The sequence below is a fragment of the Paraburkholderia sp. WS6 genome, assembly GCF_030464835.1.
GTDB classification, from domain to species: Bacteria; Pseudomonadota; Gammaproteobacteria; order Burkholderiales; family Burkholderiaceae; genus Paraburkholderia; species Paraburkholderia madseniana.
Genome location: NZ_JALQCK010000013.1, coordinates 21914 through 45122 on the forward strand (window position 1 = coordinate 21914; position 23209 = coordinate 45122).

The window sequence follows — 23209 nt, forward strand, 5'->3', positions numbered from 1 at the left end:
TCATTTAGTTAAGCCATTTAGCTGAGCCGCATAGCCAGACCACCTGGGTCAGGCTATCGCAACACGGCCTCGCTACGTGAATGGACCCGCATGACCCGAACGAATTTTCACCCCTCGGCTACTGACAAAGCCGGGACGCACACGCTCAAGCTGTTGCAGCCCGCCTAAAACAACAAGCCGTTCCCGTCGCCGGTCAGCAATCCGGTGATTCATAAAACACATGGAGAAGAGACAATGCAGGATCAGTACATCCTCGCGCTTGACCAAGGCACCACCAGCTCCCGCGCGATGCTGTTTGACCGGCTCGGCAATATCGTGTCGACCGCTCAGAAAGAATTCCAGCAAATCTATCCACGTCCGGGTTGGGTCGAACACGACCCGCAGGAAATCTGGTCGACCCAGGCCGGCGTCGCCGCCGAAGCGGTCACGCGTGCCGGCATGAACGGCACCTCGATTGCCGCGATCGGCATTACCAATCAGCGTGAGACCACCATCGTGTGGGACCGCGAAACCGGTCATCCGATTTATAACGCGATCGTCTGGCAAGACCGCCGCACCGCCGACTTCTGCGATCAGCTCAAAGAGCAAGGTCTCGAAGAGAAAGTCCGCGCGAAAACCGGTCTGCCGATCGACTCATACTTCTCGGCGACCAAGATCCGCTGGATTCTCGACAACGTCGAAGGCGCACGCGAAAAAGCGAAGCAAGGCCGCCTCGCCTTCGGCACGGTGGATAGCTGGCTGGTTTGGAATTTCACCAAAGGTGGTCTGCACGTCACCGACGTGACCAACGCGTCGCGCACGATGCTGTTCAATATCCACACGCTGAAGTGGGACGACGAACTGCTCGAAGCGCTCGACATTCCGCGCAACATGCTGCCGGAAGTGCGTGCATCGTCGGAAGTGTACGGGCCGACCAAGACCACCGTGTTCGCCTCCAAGATTCCGCTCGCGGGCATCGCCGGCGATCAGCACGCGGCCCTGTTCGGCCAGATGTGCACGGAGTCGGGCATGGTGAAGAACACCTACGGTACCGGCTGCTTCCTCGTGATGAACACCGGCGACAAGCCGATCGAATCGAAGAACAATCTCGTCACCACCATTGCGTGGCAGATCGGCGACCAGATCAACTACGCGCTCGAAGGCAGCATCTTCATCGGCGGCGCGGTAGTGCAATGGTTGCGCGACGGCCTCGGCATCATCAAGAACGCCGCTGAGATCGAAACGCTGGCGCGCAGCGTGCCGCATAGTGATGGCGTGTATCTGGTGCCCGCGTTTGCAGGCCTCGGTGCGCCGCACTGGAATGCACGGGCTCGCGGCACGCTGTTCGGCGTGACGCGCGGCACGAGTTCGGCGCACATCGCTCGCGCCGCGCTCGACTCGATCGCGTATCAGTCGCTCGACGTGCTGAAAGCAATGGAAGCCGATTCCGGCATTCGCATCGGCGAATTGCGTGTGGACGGCGGCGCTTGCGCGAACAATCTGCTGATGCAATTCCAGGCGGACATTCTCGGCGTCGACGCCGTGCGTCCGAAGGTATCGGAGACGACCGCCTTGGGCGCGGCGTATCTGGCCGGTCTCGCGGTCGGTTACTGGAAAGACGTGAACGAACTGAAAAGCCAGTGGGCGCTCGATCGTCGTTTCACGCCTGCCCTGCCGCACGCCGACGTCAAGGAGTGCCTCGACGGCTGGCAGCGCGCGATCCGCGCCGCAAAGGCCTGGGCCGACACGCCCTGATTGCTTTCCACCGGTTCCATAAGACACCTTTCGACATAACGAAGCCGCCTATCCAGCGGCTTCCCTAACAACTATATTTCGGATACCAAATCATGTCTCCTTACATTGCGGAATTCATCGGCACCGCGCTCCTCGTGCTGCTCGGCAACGGCGCGGTTGCCAACGTGCTGCTCGCGCGCACCAAGGGCAAAGGCGCGGACCTGATCGTGATCGTGATGGGCTGGGCGATGGCCGTGTTCATCGCCGTGTACGTCACGGCATCGTACAGCGGCGCGCACCTGAATCCTGTGGTCACGATCAGCCTCGCGCTGGCAGGCAAATTCGCGTGGCTCAAAGTGCCGGGCTACATCGCGGCGCAGATGCTCGGCGGGATGGCGGGCGCCCTGCTCGTGTGGCTCGCGTATCGCCAGCACTTCAATAAGGAAGGCGATGCCGACGTGAAGCTCGGCGTGTTCTGCACGTCGCCCGCGATTCGCAGCGTGCCGCATAACCTGCTCACTGAAATGATCGCGACGTTCGTGCTGATTCTCGGCGTGCTGTATCTGGCTTCGCCGCAAGTTGGCCTCGGTGCGCTCGACGCGCTGCCGGTCGGCCTGCTGGTACTCGGCATCGGCATTTCGCTCGGTGGCCCGACCGGTTACGCGATGAGCCCCGCGCGCGACCTGTCGCCGCGTCTGATGCACGCGCTGCTGCCGATTCCGGGCAAACGTGACAGCGACTGGCGTTATTCGTGGATTCCGGTGTGCGGTCCGTTGTTGGGCGGCGCGGCGGCAACAGGGCTGTATTTGTATCTGCACGCGCACTAATTCTGCACCGCACGTGGGAGCGTATATAGGGCCCGCACGAGGCGCACTAAGCGCGCTCCCACGGCGCAAATAAGCGCCGACGGCAAGCGACGGCGCCGCGCACGCGGTGCCAAAGCACGTATCATGATGCTTTCAATCTCCGCGCATGAGCTTGCAACTGTCTTGCTCGCGTGCCTCTCGCTTCCCGTTTTAAAGCATGATCGACCACCTCATCTGTGACTGCGACGGCGTGCTCGTCGACAGCGAAATCATCGCTGACCGCGTAATGCTCGAAACGCTGTCCGCCACCTTCCCCGGCCTCGACTTCGAACCCGTCGTCAAGACGGCGTTCGGCCAGCAGACCTCGCGCTTTCTCGAAGGCATCGAGAAGTCGTTCGATATCACGCTGCCTGCCGATTTCTTCAATACGATTGAACACAACGTCGAGCTTGAGCTCGCGGCATCGCTCAGCCCGATCAACGGCGTGCGCGACGCCTTGCAACGCGTGACGCTGCCGGCCGCGGTCGTGTCGAACAGCCGGATGGCGCGCGTGAATGCGTCGGTGCGGCGCGCAGGTTTGCAGCAGATTTTCGGCGAGCGGATTTTCAGCGCCGAACAGGTCGCGCGGCCGAAGCCTTATCCGGATGTGTATCTGTTCGCTGCAAAGACGTTGGGTGTGGAACCCTCACGCTGCGTCGTCGTGGAAGATAGCGTGGCCGGTTTGAATGCGGCGCGGGCGGCGGGGATGAAGACGATTGCGTTCGTCGGTGCGAGCCATATCCCCGACGGTTATGCGGACGCGCTGCGCAAGATGGGCATGACACGCATCATGAAGCATATGGATGAACTGCCCGCGCTGGTCGAGGCTGGTGTGCGCGGCGAGTTTGGCGACGTGCAGTCTTAACACATGCAACAATAAAAAAGCCGGCTGCAATTGCCGGCTTCAGAATCCTGAGAAACCCCGCGCCTTTCCGAGCGCGGGGGTTTTCCTAACGCATCAAACCTCATCCGCGACGCATTCGCGCGCCGTCGCCAGTGCCTGGCGGAATTCCACCAGCTCGGCGATCGTCAGCATCGGCAGATTGTGTTGTTGAGCGAAGCGCTCCACATCCGCACCGCGCGTCATCGTGCCGTCGGCGTTCATCAGCTCGCACAGCACGCCGGCCGGCTTCAGACCCGCGAGAATCGCCAGATCGACCGTGCCTTCGGTATGGCCGCGACGCGCGAGCACGCCGCCTGGTTGTGCACGCAGCGGAAACACGTGTCCCGGACGCACGATGTCGGCAGGTTTCGCCGTATCGCTGATAGCCGCGCGGATTGTCGTCACGCGATCGAGTGCGGACACGCCGGTGGTCACCCCATCGCGCGCTTCGATCGAGACCGTGAACGCGGTGCCGTGTCGGCTTTCGTTGTTGACGGCCATCGGCGGCAGTTCGAGTGCGCGGATTTTGTCGTCAGGCAGGCACAGGCAGACGATGCCGCTGCATTCGCGAATCAGCAAGGCCATGGTTTCGACAGAAAGACGCTCGGCGGAAACGATCAGATCGGCTTCGTTCTCACGGTCATGATCGTCTTGCAGGACGACAGCGCGGCCATCGCGCATGGCTTGCAAGGCGGCGGCGATACGCTGCGGAACGGGCTCGGTAGCGAGCAGCGGGAGGTCAAGTGACGCGCTATCCGCAATCACCGACGGAGCAGGAAAAGTAGCAAAGGACATAGTTGAAACGCTCATCGCAAAAGTTGGGCGAAAAACGTTTCAGGGCATTGCAAACAGACAAAGACGCGCCGTTGAACGCCGCGCAAAGCGGCGCTCGCGCACCGCCCGAACCTCTGGCGGCGTCACGGAAACGAACATGACTATCTGCACATCTTCTTCCATCCGGACTCTAACCGTCGGCTCTGGCTTCTCACCAGATCTGCTGACCCCACTGCGCTTTCGATACGCTGAAAGCTGAACGAAGCGGGCGCTCGCGGGCTCACCGGCTTACGCTTTCGCGCTGCCGGCATACCGCCGGTGGGGAATTTCGCCCCGCCCTGAAGACGCACTGATTGCCGGATTGACCGGCCGGCAAAGAATACAACAGTCGCGCGAAACCTGCAGCGCAACCCCTACCGATTAGACGGACATCTCGGCTTCACCGCATCCGCCTGAAAAACTGCACTCGTCAAACCGGTCAAACCGGCTCGGCCTGGCGTGTCAAATCGTGCGGCGCGGGCACATCCCAGCGCGGTGGCGTTTCCGCCTTCAACGTGACGCGAAACGCGCGCGCTTCGGTGTCGCCGGGATTGCGCAAGCTGTGCGGCTGGTCGGCATCGAACACGATCGCGTCGCCCGTGGCCAGCAACTGGCGCTGGTCGTGCACGCTGACTTCCAGCGTGCCTTCGCTCACCACCAGATTCACCGTAGTGCCCGGCGCGCGGCGCGTGCCGGCTTCGGTGTGCAACGGCGCGATACGCAGCTCGTGAAACTCGGCGGCGGTCGGCTCGGCGTCGGGATAAAGCGGCCGGGCCGAATAGCGCCCATTCGAACTGACGAGCCGCGACGAACGCTCCGCCGGCAAATGCTCGAAGCCGTTGGTCGCATGACGCCGCAAGAACGCCGCCACCGATACCTTCAGCGCCGATGCCACTTTGCACAGCACCTTGATCGACGGCACGCTGCGCGCCGACTCGATCTGCGCGAGCATCGCTCGCGAGACGCCGGAGGCGCGGGCCAGGGCGTCGAGCGAAAGTTGGCGCTCGGCGCGCAAACGGGCGAGATTCACGCCGACCAGATGTTCAAGAGCATCGAAAGGTTCAGCGGCACGCGGCGACGCATCGGTGTCAGCCGTGGGATCGCGAACCAGCGCAAGCGGGGAATGCATGATTGCCTCCAGGAGCGCCGCCGGACGGCGGGCAAGCGGTTAGTGGAAGCAAGATAGCACCGCGCCCCGCCGCGCCCAACGAAGTTATCTTCACACTGTTATCAGCATTGCGGAGGACGATTCTCGCAAAGCTTGTGCGAATTTTTCATATGGGCATATTTGGGGCAGATGTGGTTGAGCACGCTCACGCGCACTCATCCACATCACGGAACGGGGACGTCAGGCGCGCCCACGCAGACTCAGGCGCTTTGCGCCACGGTCCTTGCCGGCGCATCCGTCCGCGCTGCGAACCACGTAAGCAACAACGCCACCACGCTAACCGCCGCCGCAACCCACGGCAGCGTATCGAGCGAATGGCCGTGATTGATCACCAGACCGCCGAGCCACGCGCCGCCCGCATTGCCGACGTTGAACGCACCGATGTTCAGCGTCGAAGCCAGATTCGGCGCGGCAGCGGCCTTCTCGACCACACGCATCTGCAACGGCGGCACCGTCGCGAACGCCGCAATGCCCCACACGAAAATGGTAATCGCCGCCGCCACCTGCGAGTGGCTGGTACGCGCGAAGATCGCCATGACTACCGCGAGCGCCACCAGGATTCCCATCAGCGAAGGCATCAACGCGCGATCCGCGAGCTTGCCGCCCACGGTGTTGCCGATCGTGAGACCGACGCCGAACAGCACCAGAATCAGCGTGACACCACGCGGCGAGAAACCGCTGACCTGTTCGAGAATCGGCGCGATATAGGTGAACACGACGAACACACCACCGAAGCCCAGCACGGTCATCGCGAGCGCAGTCCAAACTTGCGGGTCCTTCAGCACGCGCACTTCGTGACCCAGACCAACCGGGCCGGAATCATGGCGATTCGGCACCAGCAGCGACACGCCCGCCAGCGACAGCACGCCAAATGCGCTGACGATCCAGAACGCCGCACGCCAGCCAAACTCCTGGCCGACGAAAGTCCCGAACGGCACGCCGAGCACATTCGCGAGCGTCAAGCCGGTGAACATCAGCGCAATGGCGCTTGCCCGCTTTTCAGCCGGCACGAGCGAAGCCGCCACCACCGCACCGATCCCAAAGAACGAGCCATGCGCAAACGACGTCACCACGCGCGCGATCATCAGCACCGAATAGCTGGACGCAATCGCGCACAGCGTATTGCCGACGATGAACACGCCCATCAGCAACTGCAACGCAAGTTTGCGCGGCATCTTGCTGGTGACCACGGCGAGCAGCGGCGCACCGACGGCGACGCCGAGCGCATAGCCGCTCACCAGCAAACCGGCCGAGGGAATCGACACAGTCAGATCGCGCGCGACCTCGGGCAGCAAGCCCATGATCACGAACTCGGTCGTGCCGATCGCGAAAGCGCTAATCGCGAGCGCCAGTAATGGAATGGGCATTTTTCTACTCCAGGTTCTAAAGTTGAGCGTGTTAGCCACGGTGGGCGTTGCGCAGCGCCGTCACGAATTCGATGACCACACCCGGCGCGAGCGCGACGAACAACTGCTGTTCGGCTTGCTGCGGCCCCATCTGCGGCACTTCGGCAAGCTGATAAAGCAGGTCCGCCGCATGCACGCGCCGCAAAAGCGCCGCCCATTCGTCGGCACTCTCCAGCCGGAAGGCGACATGGTCGATGCGTGGCATGGCCCTGCCCGCTGCGGCGGGCACCGTCGCGTCGATCAGATGAATCACCGGCCGGCCGTTCGCATACAGCCAGTAGCCATCGATCGAAAACGGCGGACGCGCGCCCTCCGTCAGCCCGGCGACGTCGACGAAAAAACGTCGGGCGGTCTCGAGGTCGGCGGTGACGATCGTTGCGTGATCGAGTTGCATGGAGTGGGCTGCACGGAGCACAAAGGGTTTACGAGGAGTGCATTGTGAACGGAACACGTTAGTTTGATAATTGGCGTAGCATTTGAAGCATTTTCAAATCTAATTGAAAGATCGCGATGGACAACCTCGGTGATATCCGCCTGTTCGTCGAAGCGGCGCAGCAGGGCAGCCTGTCGGCGGCGGGCCGCAAGATGGGCCTGACGCCGGCCGCCGCCAGCGCGCGGCTGGCCAAACTCGAAACCGGCCTGAAAACGCGCCTGTTCGAGCGCACCACCCGTCAGCTGAGACTCACGGACGAAGGCCGCCTCTACCTGAACTGCTGTCGCCAGGCGCTGCAATCGCTCGACGACGCCGAAGCCGCGCTGCAAGCCGGCCAGGGCGTGGTGCGCGGCAAGGTGCGGATCTCCGCGACCTCGGACTTCGGCCGCAACCTGCTGATGCATTGGCTCGACGAGTTCAATGCGCTTTATCCGGAAGTCACGTTCGCGCTGACGCTGTCGGACTCGCTGTCGAATCTGGTGCAGGAAGACATTGATCTGGCGATCCGCTTCGGCGTGCCGCAGGACAGCTCGCTCATCGCCCGCAAACTGGCGCCGAACCGCCGTGTGCTGTGCGCGTCGCCGGACTACGTCGCACGCAAGGGCGAGCCGAAGGACCCGAACGATCTGGCGAATTTCGACTGCATCGTGCTCGGCACCGCATCCGGCCCGGCCAACGAATGGCGTTTCACGCGCGGCGAGGAAGTGCAGCACTACACGGTGCCGTTCGAAACCTCCCGGGAAACCAACGACGGCGCGGTCGCCCGCGAATGGGCGCGGCGCGGCTACGGGATCGTCATCAAGTCGATGTGGGACGTGGAAGCGGACTTGCGGAGCGACTGCCTGAAAATCCTGCTGCCCGAATGGCGTTACCCGGACGCGCCGTTGCACGCGCTCTACCACCGCAACCGCTTCATGGCGCCGCGCGTGCGCGTGCTGCTCGATTTTCTGAGCGAACGCTTCGCGCAGGTGTCGGACGAACTGGAAGGCCTGCTGGGCTTGCCGCCGGAGCGGCCGCGAGCCAAGGCCGCCGCGGAAACCGCATCCGGTGAAGGGCTATAATATTGAGCTACGCTGCAAACGTGCATTGAAAGTGGACCGAAATAGGCTCAAGCGGGCTCAAGCGGGCTCAAGCAAGCCCAGGCGCCGCCCCGCGGCGCCGTCCGCACGTTTTCACCTCTCTCCACCTTTTAAACGACGCCCCCAGGTTAACCACTGCGACCGGCGAAAATCGATGACCAAGAAAGTTTATGTAAAGACCTACGGCTGCCAGATGAACGAGTACGACTCCGACAAGATGGTCGACGTACTCGGCGCGGCTGAAGGCCTCGTCAAGACCGACACCCCGGAAGACGCGGACGTTATTCTCTTCAACACCTGCTCGGTGCGCGAAAAAGCGCAGGAGAAAGTCTTCTCCGAACTCGGCCGTGTGCGCGAGTTGAAAGAAGCGAACCCGAATCTGATCATCGGCGTGGGCGGTTGCGTGGCGAGCCAGGAAGGCGCGTCGATCGTTGCGCGCGCACCGTATGTCGATCTGGTGTTCGGGCCGCAAACGCTGCACCGTCTGCCGCAAATGATCGACAAGCGCCGCGAAAGCGGCCGCGCTCAGGTCGACATCTCGTTCCCGGAAATCGAAAAGTTCGATCACCTGCCGCCGGCGCGCGTGGATGGCGCGAGCGCGTTCGTGTCGATCATGGAAGGGTGCAGCAAGTACTGCAGCTACTGCGTCGTGCCGTACACGCGCGGTGAAGAAGTGTCGCGTCCGCTCGACGACGTGCTGACCGAAATCGCCGGCCTCGCCGACCAGGGCGTGCGTGAAGTCACGCTGCTCGGCCAGAACGTGAATGCTTACCGCGCCGGCATCACGCTCGGTTCGTCGGAAATCGCCGACTTCGCCCAGTTGATCGAATACGTCGCGGACATTCCTGGCATCGAACGGATTCGCTACACCACGTCGCATCCGAAGGAATTCACGCAGCGCCTGATCGACACCTACGCCAAGGTGCCGAAGCTCGTCAGCCACCTGCATCTGCCGGTGCAGCACGGCTCCGACCGCATCCTGATGGCCATGAAGCGTGGCTACACCGTGCTCGAATACAAGTCGGTGATCCGCAAGCTGCGCGCGATCCGCCCTGACCTGTCGTTGTCGACCGACATGATCGTCGGCTTCCCCGGAGAGACGGAAGAAGACTTCGACAAGATGATGGCGCTGGTGCACGAGATGAAGTACGACACCAGCTTCTCGTTCATCTACAGCCCGCGTCCCGGCACGCCGGCCGCGAATCTGCACGACGACACCCCGCGTGAAGTGAAGCTCAAACGTCTGCAACATTTGCAGGCTACGATCGAAGAGAATGTGCAGCGCATCAGCGATTCGATGGTCGGCAAGATCGAGCGGATTCTGGTCGAGCGCCCGGCGCGCAAGGACCCGAACGAACTCGCGGGCCGCACCGAGAACAACCGCGTGGTGAATTTCCCGGCGCCGGTCGCGTCGCACGCACGGCTGATCGGCCAGATGGTGGACGTGAAAATCGTCCATGCGTACCCACATTCGTTGCGTGGCGAACTCGTGCTGGTGCACGACGACGCGCCCGCAACCACCCACTGAGCGACGCCAGCCAGCGTCACGAACCCCACAGGATCGATCCTCCGCCTTGAAGACCACTCAGCAGCATCTGGAATTCACCGCACCGCGCGACGACAACGCGCGGCTCGCCAACCTCTGCGGACCGCTCGACGAAAATCTGCGGCAGATCGAGCAGGCGCTCGACGTGACGCTGCAACGCCGTGGCCACCGCATCACGATTCGCGGGCGCGGCGCGAAACTCGCGCTTACCGCGCTCGAAAAGTTCTACGACAACTCGCAGAAGCCCCTGTCGGTCGACGACATCCAGCTCGCGCTCGTTGAAGTGCGTCAGCCGGCACGCCATCGCGCGAACGGCAACGGCCATGGCACGGAAGCGCTGGACCCGCGCTTTCCGGGCAATCCGGATCACCCGTTCGATCAGCCCGCCGACAGCGGCGACGACGACCTCGAAGAACTCGGCCCGAAGCTGTACACGCGCCGCGCCGATCTGCGCGGCCGCACGCCGATGCAACGCGAGTATCTGAAGCAGATCATTTCGCACGACGTGACGTTCGGCATCGGTCCGGCGGGGACGGGCAAGACCTATCTCGCGGTGGCTTGCGCAGTGGATGCGCTGGAGCGCGACCAGGTCAAACGCATCGTGTTGACGCGTCCGGCCGTCGAAGCGGGCGAACGCCTTGGCTTCCTGCCGGGCGATCTGGCGCAGAAGGTCGATCCGTATCTGCGTCCTTTGTATGACGCGCTATACGACCTGCTCGGCTTCGACAAGACCGCCAAGATGTTCGAGCGGCAGATGATCGAAATCGCGCCGCTCGCGTACATGCGCGGCCGCACGCTGAATCACGCGTTCATCATCCTCGACGAGGCGCAGAACACCACGCCCGAACAGATGAAGATGTTCCTCACGCGGATCGGCTTCGGCTCGAAGGCGGTGGTCACCGGCGACACGACCCAGGTCGACTTGCCGCGTGGCGCGAAGAGCGGGCTGATCGAAGCGCAGCAGGTGCTGGCGGACGTGCGCGGCATTGCGCTCACCCGCTTCACGAGCGCGGACGTGGTGCGGCATCCGCTGGTCGCGCGAATTGTGGAGGCGTACGATGCGCATTCGCAGAAAACCGCCAGTCCGGCGGATTCGCGCTAGATTGCGTCGTTGATTTACGTCGTTAATTTTGCGCCGAACTCCACTGGACAGGCCGCAGCAAACCAGGCAACAAACCGAACAAGCATGAGCCGCGCACCGAAACTGACGTTGAATCTGCAATTCCCTGCCGCCAAGACCTGGCCGGAACACAAGGCGCTGCTGCCGCGCGCCACCGTGGCCGGCTGGATCAAGGCGGCGCTCTTCGCAGACGGGGAGCTGACCGTGCGTTTCGTCGATGCCGAAGAAGGCCGCACGCTGAACCGCACCTATCGCGGCAAGGACTACTCGACCAATGTGCTGACGTTTGCGTACGCCGAATCGGAAGACGATCCGGTGACGGGCGATCTGATCCTGTGCTGTCCGGTGGTCGAAAAAGAAGCCGCCGAACAGGGTAAGCCGCTGATCGCGCACTACGCGCATCTGCTGGTGCACGGCACCCTCCATGCGCAAGGCTACGACCACGAGGTCGAGGAAGAAGCCGAGGAGATGGAAGCGATCGAAACCGAAATTCTCGGCAAGCTCGGGTTCCCGGATCCTTACCAATAGTCTTTCCCAACCTCTTTACCCTCTCCGTCAGAAACTACCGTGAGCACGTCCTCCCCTGAAACCGATACGCGAAGCACGCCCTGCCCGGACTACCCGCCCGCGCTCGGCGAACCGCGGCTGCTGACTGAGGAGGAGTTGCGCGCGTCGCTCGAATGCACGTTGCGCGACTGGGACCGCGAGAGCGATCTGTGGCTGTTCGGTTATGGTTCGCTGATCTGGAATCCCGGTCTGCCTAGCGTCGAAGCGGCCCGGTCGAAAGTGCACGGTTATCACCGCGGACTGTATCTGTGGTCGCGCGTGAATCGTGGCACGCCCGAACAGCCGGGCCTCGTGCTCGCGCTCGATCGCGGCGGCTCGTGCTCCGGCATCGCCTTCCGACTCGCCGCCGAGGGCGCGATGCCGCATCTGGAAGCGCTGTGGCGCCGTGAAATGCCGATGGGTTCGTATCGCCCGACGTGGCTGCCCTGCGTGCTCGCCGACGGCCGGCGCGTCGACGCGCTCGCGTTCGTGATGCGGCGTGACGTGCCAACCTACACCGGCAAACTGCGCGACGAGGTCGTCAAAACCGTGTTCGGCTGCGCAAGCGGCCGCTACGGCACCACGCTCGACTACGTCAGCCGCACTGTGCACGCGCTGCGCGAAAGCGGCATGCCCGACCGCGCGCTCGAAGCGCTGCTCGAGCGTTGCCGGGAGGAAAACCGCGAGGCCGGTCATGACGCTGACCGGCAAACGGGCCAAGGATCGGCACAATAAGCCGCGCGCAGCCGAACGCACTGCAGCGCGCCGCCACACTCCACCACACGCCGTACTTTTTTGCTCGAAAACGCTTTTCTTCGCGTAATCAGTTAGGATTGACCCATGCCCACCGCACGCGGCCGGGCGGGTTCATCACTGCTTCGCTCATCGCCCAGCCCGGCAGGACACGGTCCTGCCATGTGCCTGGTGTATCCTTAATGCTCTGCAACAGCGCGCCCAGTCTCGCCGGGCGCACTACCATGAACGACACGTATCCCAGTCGACACCGAACTAGCGACAAACCACAGGAAAAACGCTCACTCCTCGAGCGTCTGACCGACTTCATCTCGCCCGAACCCGACTCGCGGGCCGAACTCCTTGAAATCCTCCAGGACGCGCACGAGCGCAACCTGATCGACGCCGACTCGCTGTCGATGATCGAGGGCGTATTCCAGGTGTCCGAACTCAGCGCCCGCGACATCATGGTGCCGCGCGCTCAAATGGACGCGATCAACATCGCGGACAATCCCGCTGAATTCATTCCCTACGTGCTGGAAAAAGCGCACTCGCGCTATCCGGTATTCGAAGGCAATCGCGACAACATCATTGGTGTGCTGCTTGCGAAAGACCTGCTGCGCTACTACGCCGAAGACGAATTCGACGTGCGCGGCATGCTGCGCCCCGCCGTGTTCATTCCGGAGTCCAAGCGCCTGAACGTGCTGCTGCACGATTTCCGCGTGAATCGCAATCACCTCGCGGTGGTGGTCGACGAATACGGCGGCGTGGCCGGCCTGATCACGATCGAAGACGTGCTGGAACAGATCGTCGGCGATATCGAAGACGAATACGATTTCGACGAGGAAAGCGGCAACATCATCGCGTCGCCGGACGGCCGCTTCCGCGTGCGCGCGCTCACGGAGATCGAGCAGTTCAACGAGTCCTTCGGTACGCATTTCCCGGACGACGAAGTCGATACGATCGGCGGTCTCGTCACGCATCATTTCGGACGGGTGCCGCATCGCGGCGAAAAAGTCCGCCTCGACGATCTGATCTTCGAGATTCTGCGCGGCGACGCCCGCCAGATTCACATGCTGCTGGTGCGCCGCGACCCGCTCGCCGGCCAGCGCGAGCGCGAAGCACAGCACGTGCAGACCTGATCCGCTCCTTTTCCTCGCTTCTTCAACTCCTCACGCCGACCGCGCAACAATGGCCGACCCGATTACATCCCGTTCGCGCCGCGGCGTGAGTGCCCCTGCCGCCCCTGCCACCCGGGAAGCGCGCGGCCGTGCACTGCCCCGCTGGCATTACCTCGTCGCGCTGGTCGCTGGTGCGGCCAATACGCTGTCGTTCGCGCCGACGCCGCATGGCGGCTGGCTCGAACTCGTGATCTTCGCGTTCTTTTTCGCATGGCTCACGCGCACGACCGGCTGGAAAAGCGCCGCGCTGACGGGCGGCGCATTCGGCTTCGGCAACTACGTCACCGGGGTGTGGTGGCTGTACGTCAGCATGCACGACTACGGCGGCATGGCCGCACCGCTTGCGGGCGCGGCAGTCGTGCTGTTCTCGCTGTATCTGGCGGTGTATCCGGCGCTGGCTGCCGGAATCTGGTCGTTCTGCGCAGGGCACGCGCGCAACGGCGCGGCCGACACCGACAAACCGTTCTCGCCGACCTGGCACGGCGCGCTGGCGTTTGCGAGCGCGTGGGCAATCGGTGAATGGTTGCGCGGCACCGTGTTCACAGGTTTTCCGTGGCTCTCGAGTGGTTATGCGCAGGTAGACGGCCCGTTCGCCGGGTTTGCGCCCGTGGCGGGCGTGTACGGCGTCGGCTGGATGCTGGCGCTGGTCGCGGCTTTGATCGTGCAGGCGCTGATGCCGCTGTTGCCTTCGCGCGGGCAGCTCGATACCACCGATGCCGGCAACGAGGCTAAACGCGGCGTCGCACGCGTTGCTGTGCCGGGGGGAATCGCGGTTGCGCTGATCGCGGCCGGCCTGCTGCTGCCGCTCGCGCAATGGACCCTGCCCGCCAACGCACCGCTGACGGTGCGCCTCCTGCAAGGCAACGTCAAACAGGAAATGAAGTTCGAAGAATCCGGCATGCGCGCCGCGATCGACCAGTATCAGCAGATGATCACGTCGAAGCCCGCCGACCTGATTGTCACGCCGGAAACCGCCATTCCGGTGCTCGCGCAACAATTGCCGCCGCAGTTCGCGTCGGCGGTGCGCAATTTCTCGGATACGACCGGCACCGCGATCGTATTCGGCGCGATCGGCGGCACGATTACGCCGGAAGGCCAGGTGGTCGACTATACGAACAGCCTGTTCGGCGTCACGCCGGGCACGCGCGACGTATATCGCTACGACAAACACCATCTCGTGCCATTCGGCGAATTCGTGCCGTGGGGCTTTCGCTGGTTTGTGAATCTGATGAGCATTCCGCTCGGCGATTTCGCGCGCGGCGCGCCAGTGCAGAAGCCGTTCATCGTGCATAACCAGCCGGTGGCCGTCGACATCTGCTACGAGGATATTTTCGGCGAAGAGATCGCGCGGAGTATTCGCGAGAGCGACACGCCTGCGGGTGTACTGGTCAACTCGACCAATCTCGCCTGGTTCGGCGACACGATCGCGCTGGATCAGCATCTGCAGATCGCGCGCATGCGTTCGCTGGAAACCGGCCGGCCGATGCTGCGCGCGACCAACACCGGCATGACCGCCGCGATCGACGCCAACGGCAAGGTGATCGGGCGCCTGACGCCGTACACGATCGGCTCGCTCGATGTGACTGTGCAAGGCACCTCGGGCAGCACGCCCTACGTGACGAGTGGCAATAACACGGTGCTGGCAGTTTCGTTATTGCTGCTGGCGTTCGGGTTTGCATTCGGCCCGGGGATTACGCGGCGGCAAAACGGTAAGAAATAACTCGCGATAAACGGCGTGACTGTGCGCCTACCGCTTATACGTGAAGACGCCGTAACGAATCGCGGCAACAAACCCGCTCCAATAGAAAAACGCGCGCTCCGGAACCCCGTGAGCGCGCGCTTATAAAAAATCGGGCTTTACTGATTCGATGCGATCCGCTGCTGAATATGTTGTGCGCGCGCCGGTGAAGCCGGATGCGAACTCAACATGCTCGACTTGCCGCCATCCAGTTGCGCGAGCTTGTTGAACGCCGTCACCAATCCCGACGGATCGAGATTCTTCTTTTTCTGCAAGTCGAATGAATAATCGTCGGCTGCGCTTTCCTGGGTTTGCGAGAACTGCGCATTAATCAGCTTCTCGGAAAAATCGCCAAGCTGCGAACCGGACAGCGCCCCCGCCACACCACCCGCCGACGATGCCACCGAACGCGCCGCCGAAGTCGCGTACGCGACCTGCATCGCCTTCTTCGTATGGCCGAGCGCAACGTGGCCCATCTCGTGGCCGACCACACCGCGCACTTCGTTGTCGTTCATCATGTCCATCAGGCCGCTGTAGACACGCACGCAGCCGTTGGCCATCGCCCATGCATTGACGTCCTTGGTGATGTACACCTTGTAGTTCACCGGCACGCCGTTGATGTTGTTGCCCAGTTGCGCGGCGATCTTGTTCAGGCGTTTCTGATACTTGCTGTTTGCGGCGGCAATCTGATTTTCACTATCCAGCTGCGCGCACGACTTGTCGGTCAGCGCACGCACGTCAGCATCGCTGAGTGTGGCGGCCTGGGCGGCCTGCTGGCCGGACTGGATCAGCGCAGTCGGATTAACGTTGCTGACGTTCGAGCAGGCAGCAAACAGCGCACAAGCAGAAGCGGCAATGACAAAGCGGTACGATTTCATGGTGGAAGTCTCTTTTGCGGACGTTATTAATATCGACGGCGTGTTTTAATGCACCGCCCATTCGCAATGGCCGCATATCACGGGAGAAACTCCACGTATGTCGATTGCATAAACCATTGCGCCACGCGGCAGACAAAAAAAAATGCGCCTGACGGGTAGGCGCATTTTTACCACAAACGTAAGCTTAAATTTAAGCTTATGAAAGCGTGAATGACATCATTTTGCAATTTAGCGAAAATTGCGGGCGGTGCGATTCCAGACAACCGCACCGCTACGTGGTAACGAGTACTTCGCTCAAGCTGCCGGCACCGTATCAATAAACGACTGACGCAGCGACAGTTTCTGGAAATGCTTATCCAGATTCGGATACCCTTCGCGCCAGTTCAACTCAGGCATGCGAAAATCGAGGTAGCCCAGCGCACAGCCCACCGCGATATCCGCGAGTGTGTAGTGATTGCCCGTGCACCACGGCTTGGTGCCCAAGCCTTGTGACATGGCGATCAGGCCTTCGTCGATCTTGCGCTGCTGCCGCGCGACCCACGCGTCCACGCGCTGTTCGGGCGCGCGCTGGGTGCTTTCGAGGCGAATCAGCACCGCGGCGTCCAGCATGCCGTCGGCGAGCGCCTCCCAGCAGCGCACTTCGACGCGCTCGCGCCCAGACGGTGGAATCAGCTTGCCGACCGGCGACAGCGTATCCACGTATTCGCAGATCACCCGCGAGTCGAACACCGCTTCGCCGTCTTCCATCACGAGGCATGGCACCTTGCCGATCGGATTGAAGGTGTGAATCGTGGTATCCGGCGCCCAGACGTTCTCGGGCACGAGTTCGTAGTCGATCTTCTTGTCGGCCAGAACGATCCGCGCTTTGCGCACGAACGGGCTGGCGAGCGAACCGATGAGTTTCATCATTACCATCTGCCTTTTCTTGAATTCGGCGAAAGTATAAGTGGTCGGCGGCATTCCCGAGCACAGCGCGGTCGCTTCGCAAGCCGCATGGATACTCGCTGTGGATGGATTGCAACATTGCCGCGACACTAGCATGCCGTCTACCCGGCCAAATGGCTAACGTGGCTGGGGCGACCACCTCTGCCCGCCAGTATCCGCGCAAAATAAGTCTCCGCATTGGGCGCTACAATCTCACGATGAACCAGCCGACCGAACCCACCATCGCCATCGACGTCTACCGCACGCGCCGCGAGCGCGTCCTCGCCGCGCTGCGCGCGACGGGTGGGGGCGTCGCCATCGTCCCCACCGCGCCGGAAAAGCTGCGCAACCGGGACGCCGACTACCCCTACCGGCACGATAGCTATTTCTACTATCTGACGGGCTTCACGGAGCCCGAGGCCTTGCTGGTGCTCGACGCAAGCGCCGCATCGGGCGAACCGGCCTCGATCCTGTTCTGCCGCGAGAAGAATGTCGAGCGCGAGACATGGGAAGGTTTCCGTTTCGGGCCGGAGGGCGCACGCGAGGCGTTCGGCTTCGACGCCGCCTTCCCCGAGAGCGAAGTCGACGCGCAACTACCGCGCATTCTCGCCGACAAGCCATCACTGCATTACGCGCTCGGCACGTCGGCGGCACTGGACGAACAGGTGCGCGGCTGGCTCGACGCGGTGCGCTCGCTGGGCCGCAGCGGCGTCGCCACGCCCACGGTCGCGCATGATCTGATCCCGTTGCTCGACGACATGCGGCTCATCAAGGATCATCACGAACTCGCCATCATGCGCCGCGCCGGACAGATTTCCGCGCAAGCGCATCGCCGCGCGATGGCCGCCTGCCACCCCGGCGTGCGCGAGTACGAACTCGAAGCCGAGCTGCTCTACACCTTCCGCAAATTCGGCGCGCAGGCGCCGGCTTACACGTCGATCGTCGCCGCGGGCGCCAATGCCTGCGTGCTGCACTACCCGGCCGGCAACGCGATCGCCCAGGACGGCGACCTGATCCTGATCGACGCCGCCTGCGAACTCGACGGCTACGCATCCGACATCACCCGCACCTTCCCAGCGAGCGGCCGCTTCACGCCGGCGCAGCGCGAGTTGTACGACATCGTGCTGGCCGCGCAGCAGGCTGCCGTCGACGCCACCCGCGTTGGTGCGACCTTCGACGATCCGCACCAGGCCGCCGTGCGCGTGCTGTCGCAGGGGTTGCTCGATACCGGCATCATTGACCGCACGAAGTTCGCCTCGGTCGACGCAGTGATCGCGGAGCGCGCCTATGCGCCGTTCTATATGCACCGCACCGGCCACTGGATCGGCATGGACGTGCACGATGTCGGCGACTACCGCGAACGCGGCGCACCACGCGACGAAGCGGGCGCGCTGCCGTGGCGCACGCTGCAGGTGGGGATGACGCTGACCGTCGAGCCCGGCTTGTACATCCGTCCGACCGAAGGCGTGCCAGAGCGCTACTGGAACATCGGCATCCGCATCGAGGACGACGCGATCGTGACGGCGGCGGGTTGCGAGCTGATCACACGCGACGTCCCGGTGGCGGCCGGCGAGATCGAGGCGTTGATGCAGGAAGCCCGCGCGGCCCAGCCGCTAAAGCAGTAACCGAGGCAGTAACCCAAGGAAGCAACCCGCAATGAACGACGTTTCCCAGTCGACGGTGATTCTGAAACCCGCCGCGTCCGACCATGGCTTCGATTTCGACGTGACGATCGTCGGCGCCGGGCCGGTCGGGCTGGCGCTTGCCGGCTGGCTGGCGCGCCGCAGCGCGACGCAGGCGCTGAAGATCGCGCTGATCGACGCGCGCGAGCCGGAAGATTCGATTGCCGATCCGCGCGCGATCGCCGTCTCGCACGGCAGCCGGATGATTCTCGAGCCGCTGCGCTGGCCCGCCGACGCCACCGCGATCCAGCGCATCCACGTGTCGCAGCGCGGCCATTTCGGCCGCACGCTGATCGACCACAGCGAGCACGGTTTGCCGGCGCTCGGTTACGTGCTGCGTTATGGCTCGATCGTGCACGGTCTCGCCGAAGCGGTTCACGCGACCTCGGTGCACTGGTTCCGCTCCACCTCCGCCGCGGCGCCGACTCAGGACCTCGACGGCGTCACGCTGCCGATCGAAACCGCGGGTGTCACGCGCAATCTGCGCACGCGGATTCTGGTGAATGCCGAAGGCGGCCTGTTCGGCGACCAGAAACAGAAAGCCACCGGGAGCACGGGCAGCGGCGCAGTCGGCGGTACGCGCGATTACGGGCAGACCGCGCTGGTCGGCACGGTCACCGTGTCGGCGCCGCAACCGCATGTGGCGTGGGAGCGCTTCACGTCGCAAGGGCCGATCGCGCTGCTGCCGATGGGCGGCGTGCGCGGCGCGAATTACGCGCTGGTCTGGTGCTGCGCACCCGACGAAGCCGCGCGACGCGCACAACTCTCCGACGACGAATTCCTGCTTGAGCTCGGCACTGCATTCGGCAACCGCATGGGCCGCTTTACGCAAATCAAGGGACGCGCGTCGTTCCCGCTGGGACTGAACGCGGTCGATACGCTGGTGAACGGCCATGTCGTTGCAATCGGCAATGCGGCGCAGACGCTGCATCCGGTGGCAGGTCAAGGTCTGAATCTGGGCTTGCGCGACGCACACGCGCTCGCCGATGCCTTGTCGGCAGAAGGTCCGACCCCGCTGGCTCTCGCGACGTTCGCGCAACGCCGCGCGCTCGACCGGCGCCTGACGATCGGCGCCACCGACACGCTCGCGCGCCTTTTCACCGTCGACTTCCCGCCGCTCGCCGCCTTGCGCGGCCTCGCCCTCACCGCGCTCGAATTCGTGCCGCCGGTGAAAACCGCGCTGGCGCGGCAAATGATGTTCGGCCAGCGCCGCTGAGCGCGCCGCCCGTTCGCGCCTAACGCCCTCGGCCGTTGCAGCCTTTTTAGGCACCGTACCGGGCACATAAGCTGGCACATCAGTGGCGCCGCGCGAATGGCGCCCGTTCTATGAACCGGACCACTTTCATAGAAGATTTAATGAGTTACGACAGACTCAAGTCGGGTGTCGACTATCCGTTAACGCTAAAATGGCGGTTTTCCTTCGCATTTCGCGCAAGCTCCGATTGACAGAAACTTAACAATCGGTCACCAGCGCGTCCAAGTCATGCCCACTCTCGGCTCCCACAATCTGCGTAACAACCTGTTCGTCGCCCCCATGGCCGGCGTAACCGACCGGCCGTTCCGGCAGCTATGCAAACGGCTGGGCGCGGGCTATGCGGTGTCGGAAATGGTCGCCTCGAACGCGCAGTTGTGGAAAAGCGAAAAGACCATGCGCCGCGCCAACCACACGGGTGAGGTCGAGCCGATCGCCGTGCAGATCGCCGGCGCCGATCCGGCCATGATGGCCGAAGCCGCTCGCTACAACGTGGCGAACGGCGCGCAGATCATCGACATCAACATGGGCTGCCCGGCCAAGAAAGTGTGCAACGTGGCCGCGGGTTCTGCCTTGCTGCAGAACGAGCCGCTGGTGCAGCGCATCGTCGAGGCCGTGGTGGGCGCAGTGGGCGTCGGACCGGATGCCGTACCCGTTACGCTGAAGATCCGCACCGGCTGGGATCGCGACAACAAAAACGCTTTGACGGTAGCGCGTCTGGCCGAAGCCGCCGGCATTTCCATGCTGACGGTGCACGGCCGCACGCGCGCCGACCTGTATCACGGCGACGCCGAATACGAGACCATCGCTGCCGTCAAAGCAGCGGTGCGCATTCCGGTCGTCGCCAATGGCGACATCACGTCGCCGCAAAAAGCCCGCGAGGTGCTCGCCGCCACCGGCGCCGACGCCATCATGATCGGCCGCGCCGCCCAGGGGCGTCCGTGGCTGTTTCGCGAGATCGAGCATTTCCTGCAAACGGGTGAGTTGCTGCCGCCGCCGCGCATCGACGAAATCCAGCAGGTGATGAACGAGCATCTCGAAGATCACTACGCGTTCTACGGCGAATTTACGGGCGTGCGCACTGCGCGTAAGCATATCGGCTGGTACACTCGCGGCCTTTCTGGCGCCAACGTGTTCCGGCACCGTATGAATACGCTGGACACCACGCGCGAACAACTCCTCGCCGTCAACGAATTCTTCGACGCCCAAAAGGCGATTTCCGACCGTCTCGTCTACGTCGACGAGACGCTCAGCAAGAACGACGGCGAGCCGGACCATACCGACCGACTAGCAGCATGAGCAAGAACAATATCGAACAATCTGTCCGCGACAGCCTGGGGATGTATTTCCAGGATCTCGACGGCTCCAATCCGCATGACGTCTACGACATGGTTATTTCATGCGTGGAAAAACCCTTGCTCGAAGTGGTGCTCGAGCAGGCCGGCGGCAATCAGTCGCTGGCCGCCGAGTATCTCGGCATCAACCGCAATACGCTGCGCAAGAAGCTGCAACAGCACGGTTTGCTGTAGTTCGTTGTAGTTTCAGGCGCCCTGCCACGTTTCCCTTCGGCTTTTCGTCTTCATCATGATCAAGCAAGCGCTCATCTCCGTTTCCGACAAGTCCGGCATCGTCGACTTCGCCAAGTCGCTGTCGGACCTCGGCGTCAAGATCCTGTCGACCGGCGGCACCGCGAAACTGCTCGCGGACGCGGGCCTCTCCGTCACCGAAGTCGCCGACTACACGGGCTTCCCGGAAATGCTGGACGGGCGTGTGAAAACGCTGCATCCGAAGGTGCACGGCGGCATTCTTGCGCGCCGCGACCTGCCGGAACACATGGCAGCGCTTGAAAAGCACGACATCCCGACGATCGACCTGCTGGTCGTGAATCTGTACCCGTTCGTGCAGACCGTGTCGAAAGAAACGTGCTCGCTGGAAGACGCGATCGAGAATATCGACATCGGCGGCCCGACCATGCTGCGCTCGGCCGCGAAGAATCATCGCGACGTGACGGTGGTGGTCGATCCGGCCGACTACGCGGTCGTGCTCGACGAAATGCGTGCGAATAGCAACGCTGTCTCGTATAAGACGAACTTCCGTCTGGCCACCAAGGTGTTCGCGCACACCGCGCAGTACGACGGCGCGATCACGAACTACCTGACGAGCCTGACCGACGAATTGCAACACTCGTCGCGCAACACTTACCCGGCCACCTTCAACCTGGCTTTCGACAAGGTGCAGGATCTGCGCTACGGCGAGAACCCGCACCAGAGCGCCGCGTTCTATCGCGATCTGTCCGTGCCGGCTGGCGCACTGGCGAACTACAACCAGTTGCAAGGCAAGGAACTGTCGTACAACAACATCGCCGATTCCGATGCAGCGTGGGAATGCGTGAAGACGTTCGACGTACCGGCCTGCGTGATCGTCAAGCACGCGAATCCGTGCGGCGTCGCAGTGGGCGCGGACGCGAACGAAGCGTATGCGAAGGCGTTCCAGACCGATCCGACCTCGGCGTTCGGCGGCATCATCGCGTTCAACCGTGAAGTCAACGAAACGGCGGCGCAAGCCGTGGCCAAGCAGTTCGTCGAAGTGCTGATCGCCCCGTCGTTCAGCACGGCGGCTCGTCAGGTGTTCGCGGCCAAGCAGAACGTGCGTCTGCTGGAAATCGCCTTGGGTGACGGTCATAACGCGTTCGATCTGAAGCGCGTCGGCGGCGGCCTGCTGGTGCAATCGCTCGATTCGAAGAACGTGCAGCCGCACGAATTGCGCGTGGTCACGAAGCGTCACCCGACGCCGAAGGAAATGGACGACCTGCTGTTCGCATGGCGCGTCGCGAAGTACGTGAAGTCGAACGCGATCGTGTTCTGCGGCAACGGCATGACGCTCGGCGTCGGCGCGGGCCAGATGAGCCGCGTGGACTCGGCGCGTATTGCGAGCATCAAGGCGCAGAACGCCGGTTTGACGCTGGCGGGTTCGGCGGTGGCGTCGGACGCGTTCTTCCCGTTCCGTGACGGTCTGGATGTGGTGGTTGCAGCAGGCGCAACCTGCGTGATTCAACCAGGCGGCTCGATGCGCGACGACGAAGTGATCGGTGCAGCAGACGAGCACAACATCGCGATGGTGGTGACCGGCGTGCGTCATTTCCGGCATTGAATTCGACTTCGCGGGCGGCGTCTTTGTGATGCGATGCTCGCCTGCGTAGCTTGCGCGAAACGGCCCGGTGGAGTTTTCCGCCGGGCCGTTTTGTTTTGGAACACCGACCGCCACACGGCG

General features: G+C 63.0%; 21 protein-coding genes and 1 riboswitch. Of the genes, 15 read left to right on the forward strand and 6 right to left on the reverse strand.

The genetic code is table 11. The features are described 5' to 3' along the window. The first annotated feature begins 234 nt into the window (after positions 1-234). The 3 genes from glpK (at position 235) to M0D64_RS17340 (ending at position 3423) form a co-directional block, all read left to right on the forward strand. Positions 235-1734 (forward strand): glycerol kinase GlpK, encoded by a 1500-nt coding sequence (gene glpK, locus M0D64_RS17330; protein WP_266258640.1) that lies wholly within the window; start codon positions 235-237, stop codon positions 1732-1734. 92 nt (positions 1735-1826) lie between these two features. Beyond that, positions 1827-2540 carry an MIP/aquaporin family protein gene (locus M0D64_RS17335; protein ID WP_154558059.1) on the forward strand — a complete coding sequence of 238 codons (714 nt, stop codon included), beginning with the start codon at positions 1827-1829 and terminating at the stop codon, positions 2538-2540. A 196-nt stretch (positions 2541-2736) separates the two neighbouring features. Next, positions 2737-3423: an HAD family phosphatase gene (locus M0D64_RS17340; protein ID WP_154558060.1), complete on the forward strand. Its 687-nt coding sequence runs from the start codon at positions 2737-2739 to the stop codon at positions 3421-3423. A 93-nt stretch (positions 3424-3516) separates the two neighbouring features. Here M0D64_RS17340 and ribB read toward each other — a convergent pair whose 3' ends face one another. From ribB to M0D64_RS17360, 4 genes are all read right to left on the reverse strand, one after another. Further along, positions 3517-4236, reverse strand: a complete 720-nt coding sequence (gene ribB / locus M0D64_RS17345) for a 3,4-dihydroxy-2-butanone-4-phosphate synthase (protein WP_266258641.1) — start codon at positions 4234-4236, stop codon at positions 3517-3519. 146 nt (positions 4237-4382) lie between these two features. Further along, positions 4383-4565, reverse strand: a riboswitch (FMN riboswitch). Positions 4566-4693: 128 nt separating this feature from the next. Continuing rightward, a complete protein-coding gene (locus M0D64_RS17350; protein WP_266258642.1) occupies positions 4694-5383 on the reverse strand; it encodes a helix-turn-helix domain-containing protein in 690 nt (229 codons plus the stop codon). 239 nt (positions 5384-5622) lie between these two features. Beyond that, positions 5623-6789, reverse strand: coding sequence for an MFS transporter (locus tag M0D64_RS17355; RefSeq protein ID WP_266258643.1), 1167 nt, complete (start codon positions 6787-6789; stop codon positions 5623-5625). Between the two features lie 31 nt (positions 6790-6820). Further along, the gene (locus M0D64_RS17360; protein WP_266258644.1) at positions 6821-7222 is read right to left on the reverse strand and encodes a VOC family protein; all 402 of its coding nucleotides are present in this window, start codon (positions 7220-7222) and stop codon (positions 6821-6823) included. Positions 7223-7338: 116 nt separating this feature from the next. Here M0D64_RS17360 and M0D64_RS17365 point away from each other — a divergent pair, with 116 nt between their 5' ends. From M0D64_RS17365 to lnt, 7 genes are all read left to right on the forward strand, one after another. After that, entirely contained in the window at positions 7339-8322 is a 984-nt protein-coding gene (locus M0D64_RS17365; protein ID WP_266258646.1) for a LysR family transcriptional regulator, read from the forward strand. A gap of 172 nt (positions 8323-8494) precedes the next feature. Then, positions 8495-9868: a tRNA (N6-isopentenyl adenosine(37)-C2)-methylthiotransferase MiaB gene (gene miaB, locus M0D64_RS17370; protein WP_054034483.1), complete on the forward strand. Its 1374-nt coding sequence runs from the start codon at positions 8495-8497 to the stop codon at positions 9866-9868. 46 nt (positions 9869-9914) lie between these two features. Further along, on the forward strand, positions 9915-10988 hold the full coding sequence (locus M0D64_RS17375) for a PhoH family protein (protein ID WP_266258647.1): 1074 nt from the start codon (positions 9915-9917) through the stop codon (positions 10986-10988). A gap of 84 nt (positions 10989-11072) precedes the next feature. Continuing rightward, positions 11073-11534, forward strand: a complete 462-nt coding sequence (gene ybeY, locus M0D64_RS17380) for an rRNA maturation RNase YbeY (RefSeq protein ID WP_054034485.1) — start codon at positions 11073-11075, stop codon at positions 11532-11534. A gap of 39 nt (positions 11535-11573) precedes the next feature. Then, positions 11574-12287 carry a gamma-glutamylcyclotransferase gene (locus M0D64_RS17385; RefSeq protein WP_266258648.1) on the forward strand — a complete coding sequence of 238 codons (714 nt, stop codon included), beginning with the start codon at positions 11574-11576 and terminating at the stop codon, positions 12285-12287. A gap of 242 nt (positions 12288-12529) precedes the next feature. Continuing rightward, complete coding sequence (locus tag M0D64_RS17390) at positions 12530-13426, forward strand: HlyC/CorC family transporter (protein WP_054034680.1); 897 nt, start codon at positions 12530-12532, stop codon at positions 13424-13426. 49 nt (positions 13427-13475) lie between these two features. Continuing rightward, complete coding sequence (gene lnt / locus M0D64_RS17395) at positions 13476-15185, forward strand: apolipoprotein N-acyltransferase (protein ID WP_266258649.1); 1710 nt, start codon at positions 13476-13478, stop codon at positions 15183-15185. Between the two features lie 137 nt (positions 15186-15322). On the opposite strand, the gene M0D64_RS17400 is transcribed toward lnt, so the two are convergent. Then, complete coding sequence (locus M0D64_RS17400; protein ID WP_266258650.1) at positions 15323-16081, reverse strand: M48 family metallopeptidase; 759 nt, start codon at positions 16079-16081, stop codon at positions 15323-15325. Between the two features lie 294 nt (positions 16082-16375). After that, the gene (locus M0D64_RS17405; RefSeq protein WP_266258651.1) at positions 16376-16990 is read right to left on the reverse strand and encodes a glutathione S-transferase C-terminal domain-containing protein; all 615 of its coding nucleotides are present in this window, start codon (positions 16988-16990) and stop codon (positions 16376-16378) included. Positions 16991-17223: 233 nt separating this feature from the next. Between M0D64_RS17405 and M0D64_RS17410 the strand changes: the two genes are divergently transcribed. The 5 genes from M0D64_RS17410 to purH all read left to right on the forward strand — a co-directional run bounded on the left by M0D64_RS17410 (position 17224) and on the right by purH (position 23089). Continuing rightward, on the forward strand, positions 17224-18630 hold the full coding sequence (locus M0D64_RS17410; RefSeq protein ID WP_266258652.1) for an aminopeptidase P N-terminal domain-containing protein: 1407 nt from the start codon (positions 17224-17226) through the stop codon (positions 18628-18630). 31 nt (positions 18631-18661) lie between these two features. Next, a complete protein-coding gene (locus tag M0D64_RS17415; protein WP_266258653.1) occupies positions 18662-19903 on the forward strand; it encodes a UbiH/UbiF/VisC/COQ6 family ubiquinone biosynthesis hydroxylase in 1242 nt (413 codons plus the stop codon). Positions 19904-20170: 267 nt separating this feature from the next. Continuing rightward, positions 20171-21238: a tRNA dihydrouridine synthase DusB gene (dusB, locus tag M0D64_RS17420; RefSeq protein ID WP_266258654.1), complete on the forward strand. Its 1068-nt coding sequence runs from the start codon at positions 20171-20173 to the stop codon at positions 21236-21238. After that, a complete protein-coding gene (locus tag M0D64_RS17425; RefSeq protein ID WP_007180440.1) occupies positions 21235-21468 on the forward strand; it encodes a Fis family transcriptional regulator in 234 nt (77 codons plus the stop codon). The genes dusB and M0D64_RS17425 overlap by 4 nt, the downstream gene beginning before the upstream one ends. 55 nt (positions 21469-21523) lie before the next feature. Further along, positions 21524-23089: a bifunctional phosphoribosylaminoimidazolecarboxamide formyltransferase/IMP cyclohydrolase gene (purH, locus tag M0D64_RS17430; RefSeq protein WP_266258655.1), complete on the forward strand. Its 1566-nt coding sequence runs from the start codon at positions 21524-21526 to the stop codon at positions 23087-23089. The last annotated feature ends 120 nt before the right edge of the window (positions 23090-23209 follow it).

Coding starts and splice junctions, on each gene's coding strand:
- glpK (WP_266258640.1), top strand. CDS start 235: ATGCAGGATCAGTACATCCTCGCGCTTGACCAAGGCACCACCAGCTCC.
- M0D64_RS17335 (WP_154558059.1), top strand. CDS start 1,827: ATGTCTCCTTACATTGCGGAATTCATCGGCACCGCGCTCCTCGTGCTG.
- M0D64_RS17340 (WP_154558060.1), top strand. CDS start 2,737: ATGATCGACCACCTCATCTGTGACTGCGACGGCGTGCTCGTCGACAGC.
- ribB (WP_266258641.1), bottom strand. CDS start 4,236: ATGTCCTTTGCTACTTTTCCTGCTCCGTCGGTGATTGCGGATAGCGCG.
- M0D64_RS17350 (WP_266258642.1), bottom strand. CDS start 5,383: ATGCATTCCCCGCTTGCGCTGGTTCGCGATCCCACGGCTGACACCGAT.
- M0D64_RS17355 (WP_266258643.1), bottom strand. CDS start 6,789: ATGCCCATTCCATTACTGGCGCTCGCGATTAGCGCTTTCGCGATCGGC.
- M0D64_RS17360 (WP_266258644.1), bottom strand. CDS start 7,222: ATGCAACTCGATCACGCAACGATCGTCACCGCCGACCTCGAGACCGCC.
- M0D64_RS17365 (WP_266258646.1), top strand. CDS start 7,339: ATGGACAACCTCGGTGATATCCGCCTGTTCGTCGAAGCGGCGCAGCAG.
- miaB (WP_054034483.1), top strand. CDS start 8,495: ATGACCAAGAAAGTTTATGTAAAGACCTACGGCTGCCAGATGAACGAG.
- ybeY (WP_054034485.1), top strand. CDS start 11,073: ATGAGCCGCGCACCGAAACTGACGTTGAATCTGCAATTCCCTGCCGCC.
- M0D64_RS17390 (WP_054034680.1), top strand. CDS start 12,530: ATGAACGACACGTATCCCAGTCGACACCGAACTAGCGACAAACCACAG.
- lnt (WP_266258649.1), top strand. CDS start 13,476: ATGGCCGACCCGATTACATCCCGTTCGCGCCGCGGCGTGAGTGCCCCT.
- M0D64_RS17400 (WP_266258650.1), bottom strand. CDS start 16,081: ATGAAATCGTACCGCTTTGTCATTGCCGCTTCTGCTTGTGCGCTGTTT.
- M0D64_RS17405 (WP_266258651.1), bottom strand. CDS start 16,990: ATGATGAAACTCATCGGTTCGCTCGCCAGCCCGTTCGTGCGCAAAGCG.
- M0D64_RS17410 (WP_266258652.1), top strand. CDS start 17,224: ATGAACCAGCCGACCGAACCCACCATCGCCATCGACGTCTACCGCACG.
- M0D64_RS17415 (WP_266258653.1), top strand. CDS start 18,662: ATGAACGACGTTTCCCAGTCGACGGTGATTCTGAAACCCGCCGCGTCC.
- dusB (WP_266258654.1), top strand. CDS start 20,171: ATGCCCACTCTCGGCTCCCACAATCTGCGTAACAACCTGTTCGTCGCC.
- M0D64_RS17425 (WP_007180440.1), top strand. CDS start 21,235: ATGAGCAAGAACAATATCGAACAATCTGTCCGCGACAGCCTGGGGATG.
- purH (WP_266258655.1), top strand. CDS start 21,524: ATGATCAAGCAAGCGCTCATCTCCGTTTCCGACAAGTCCGGCATCGTC.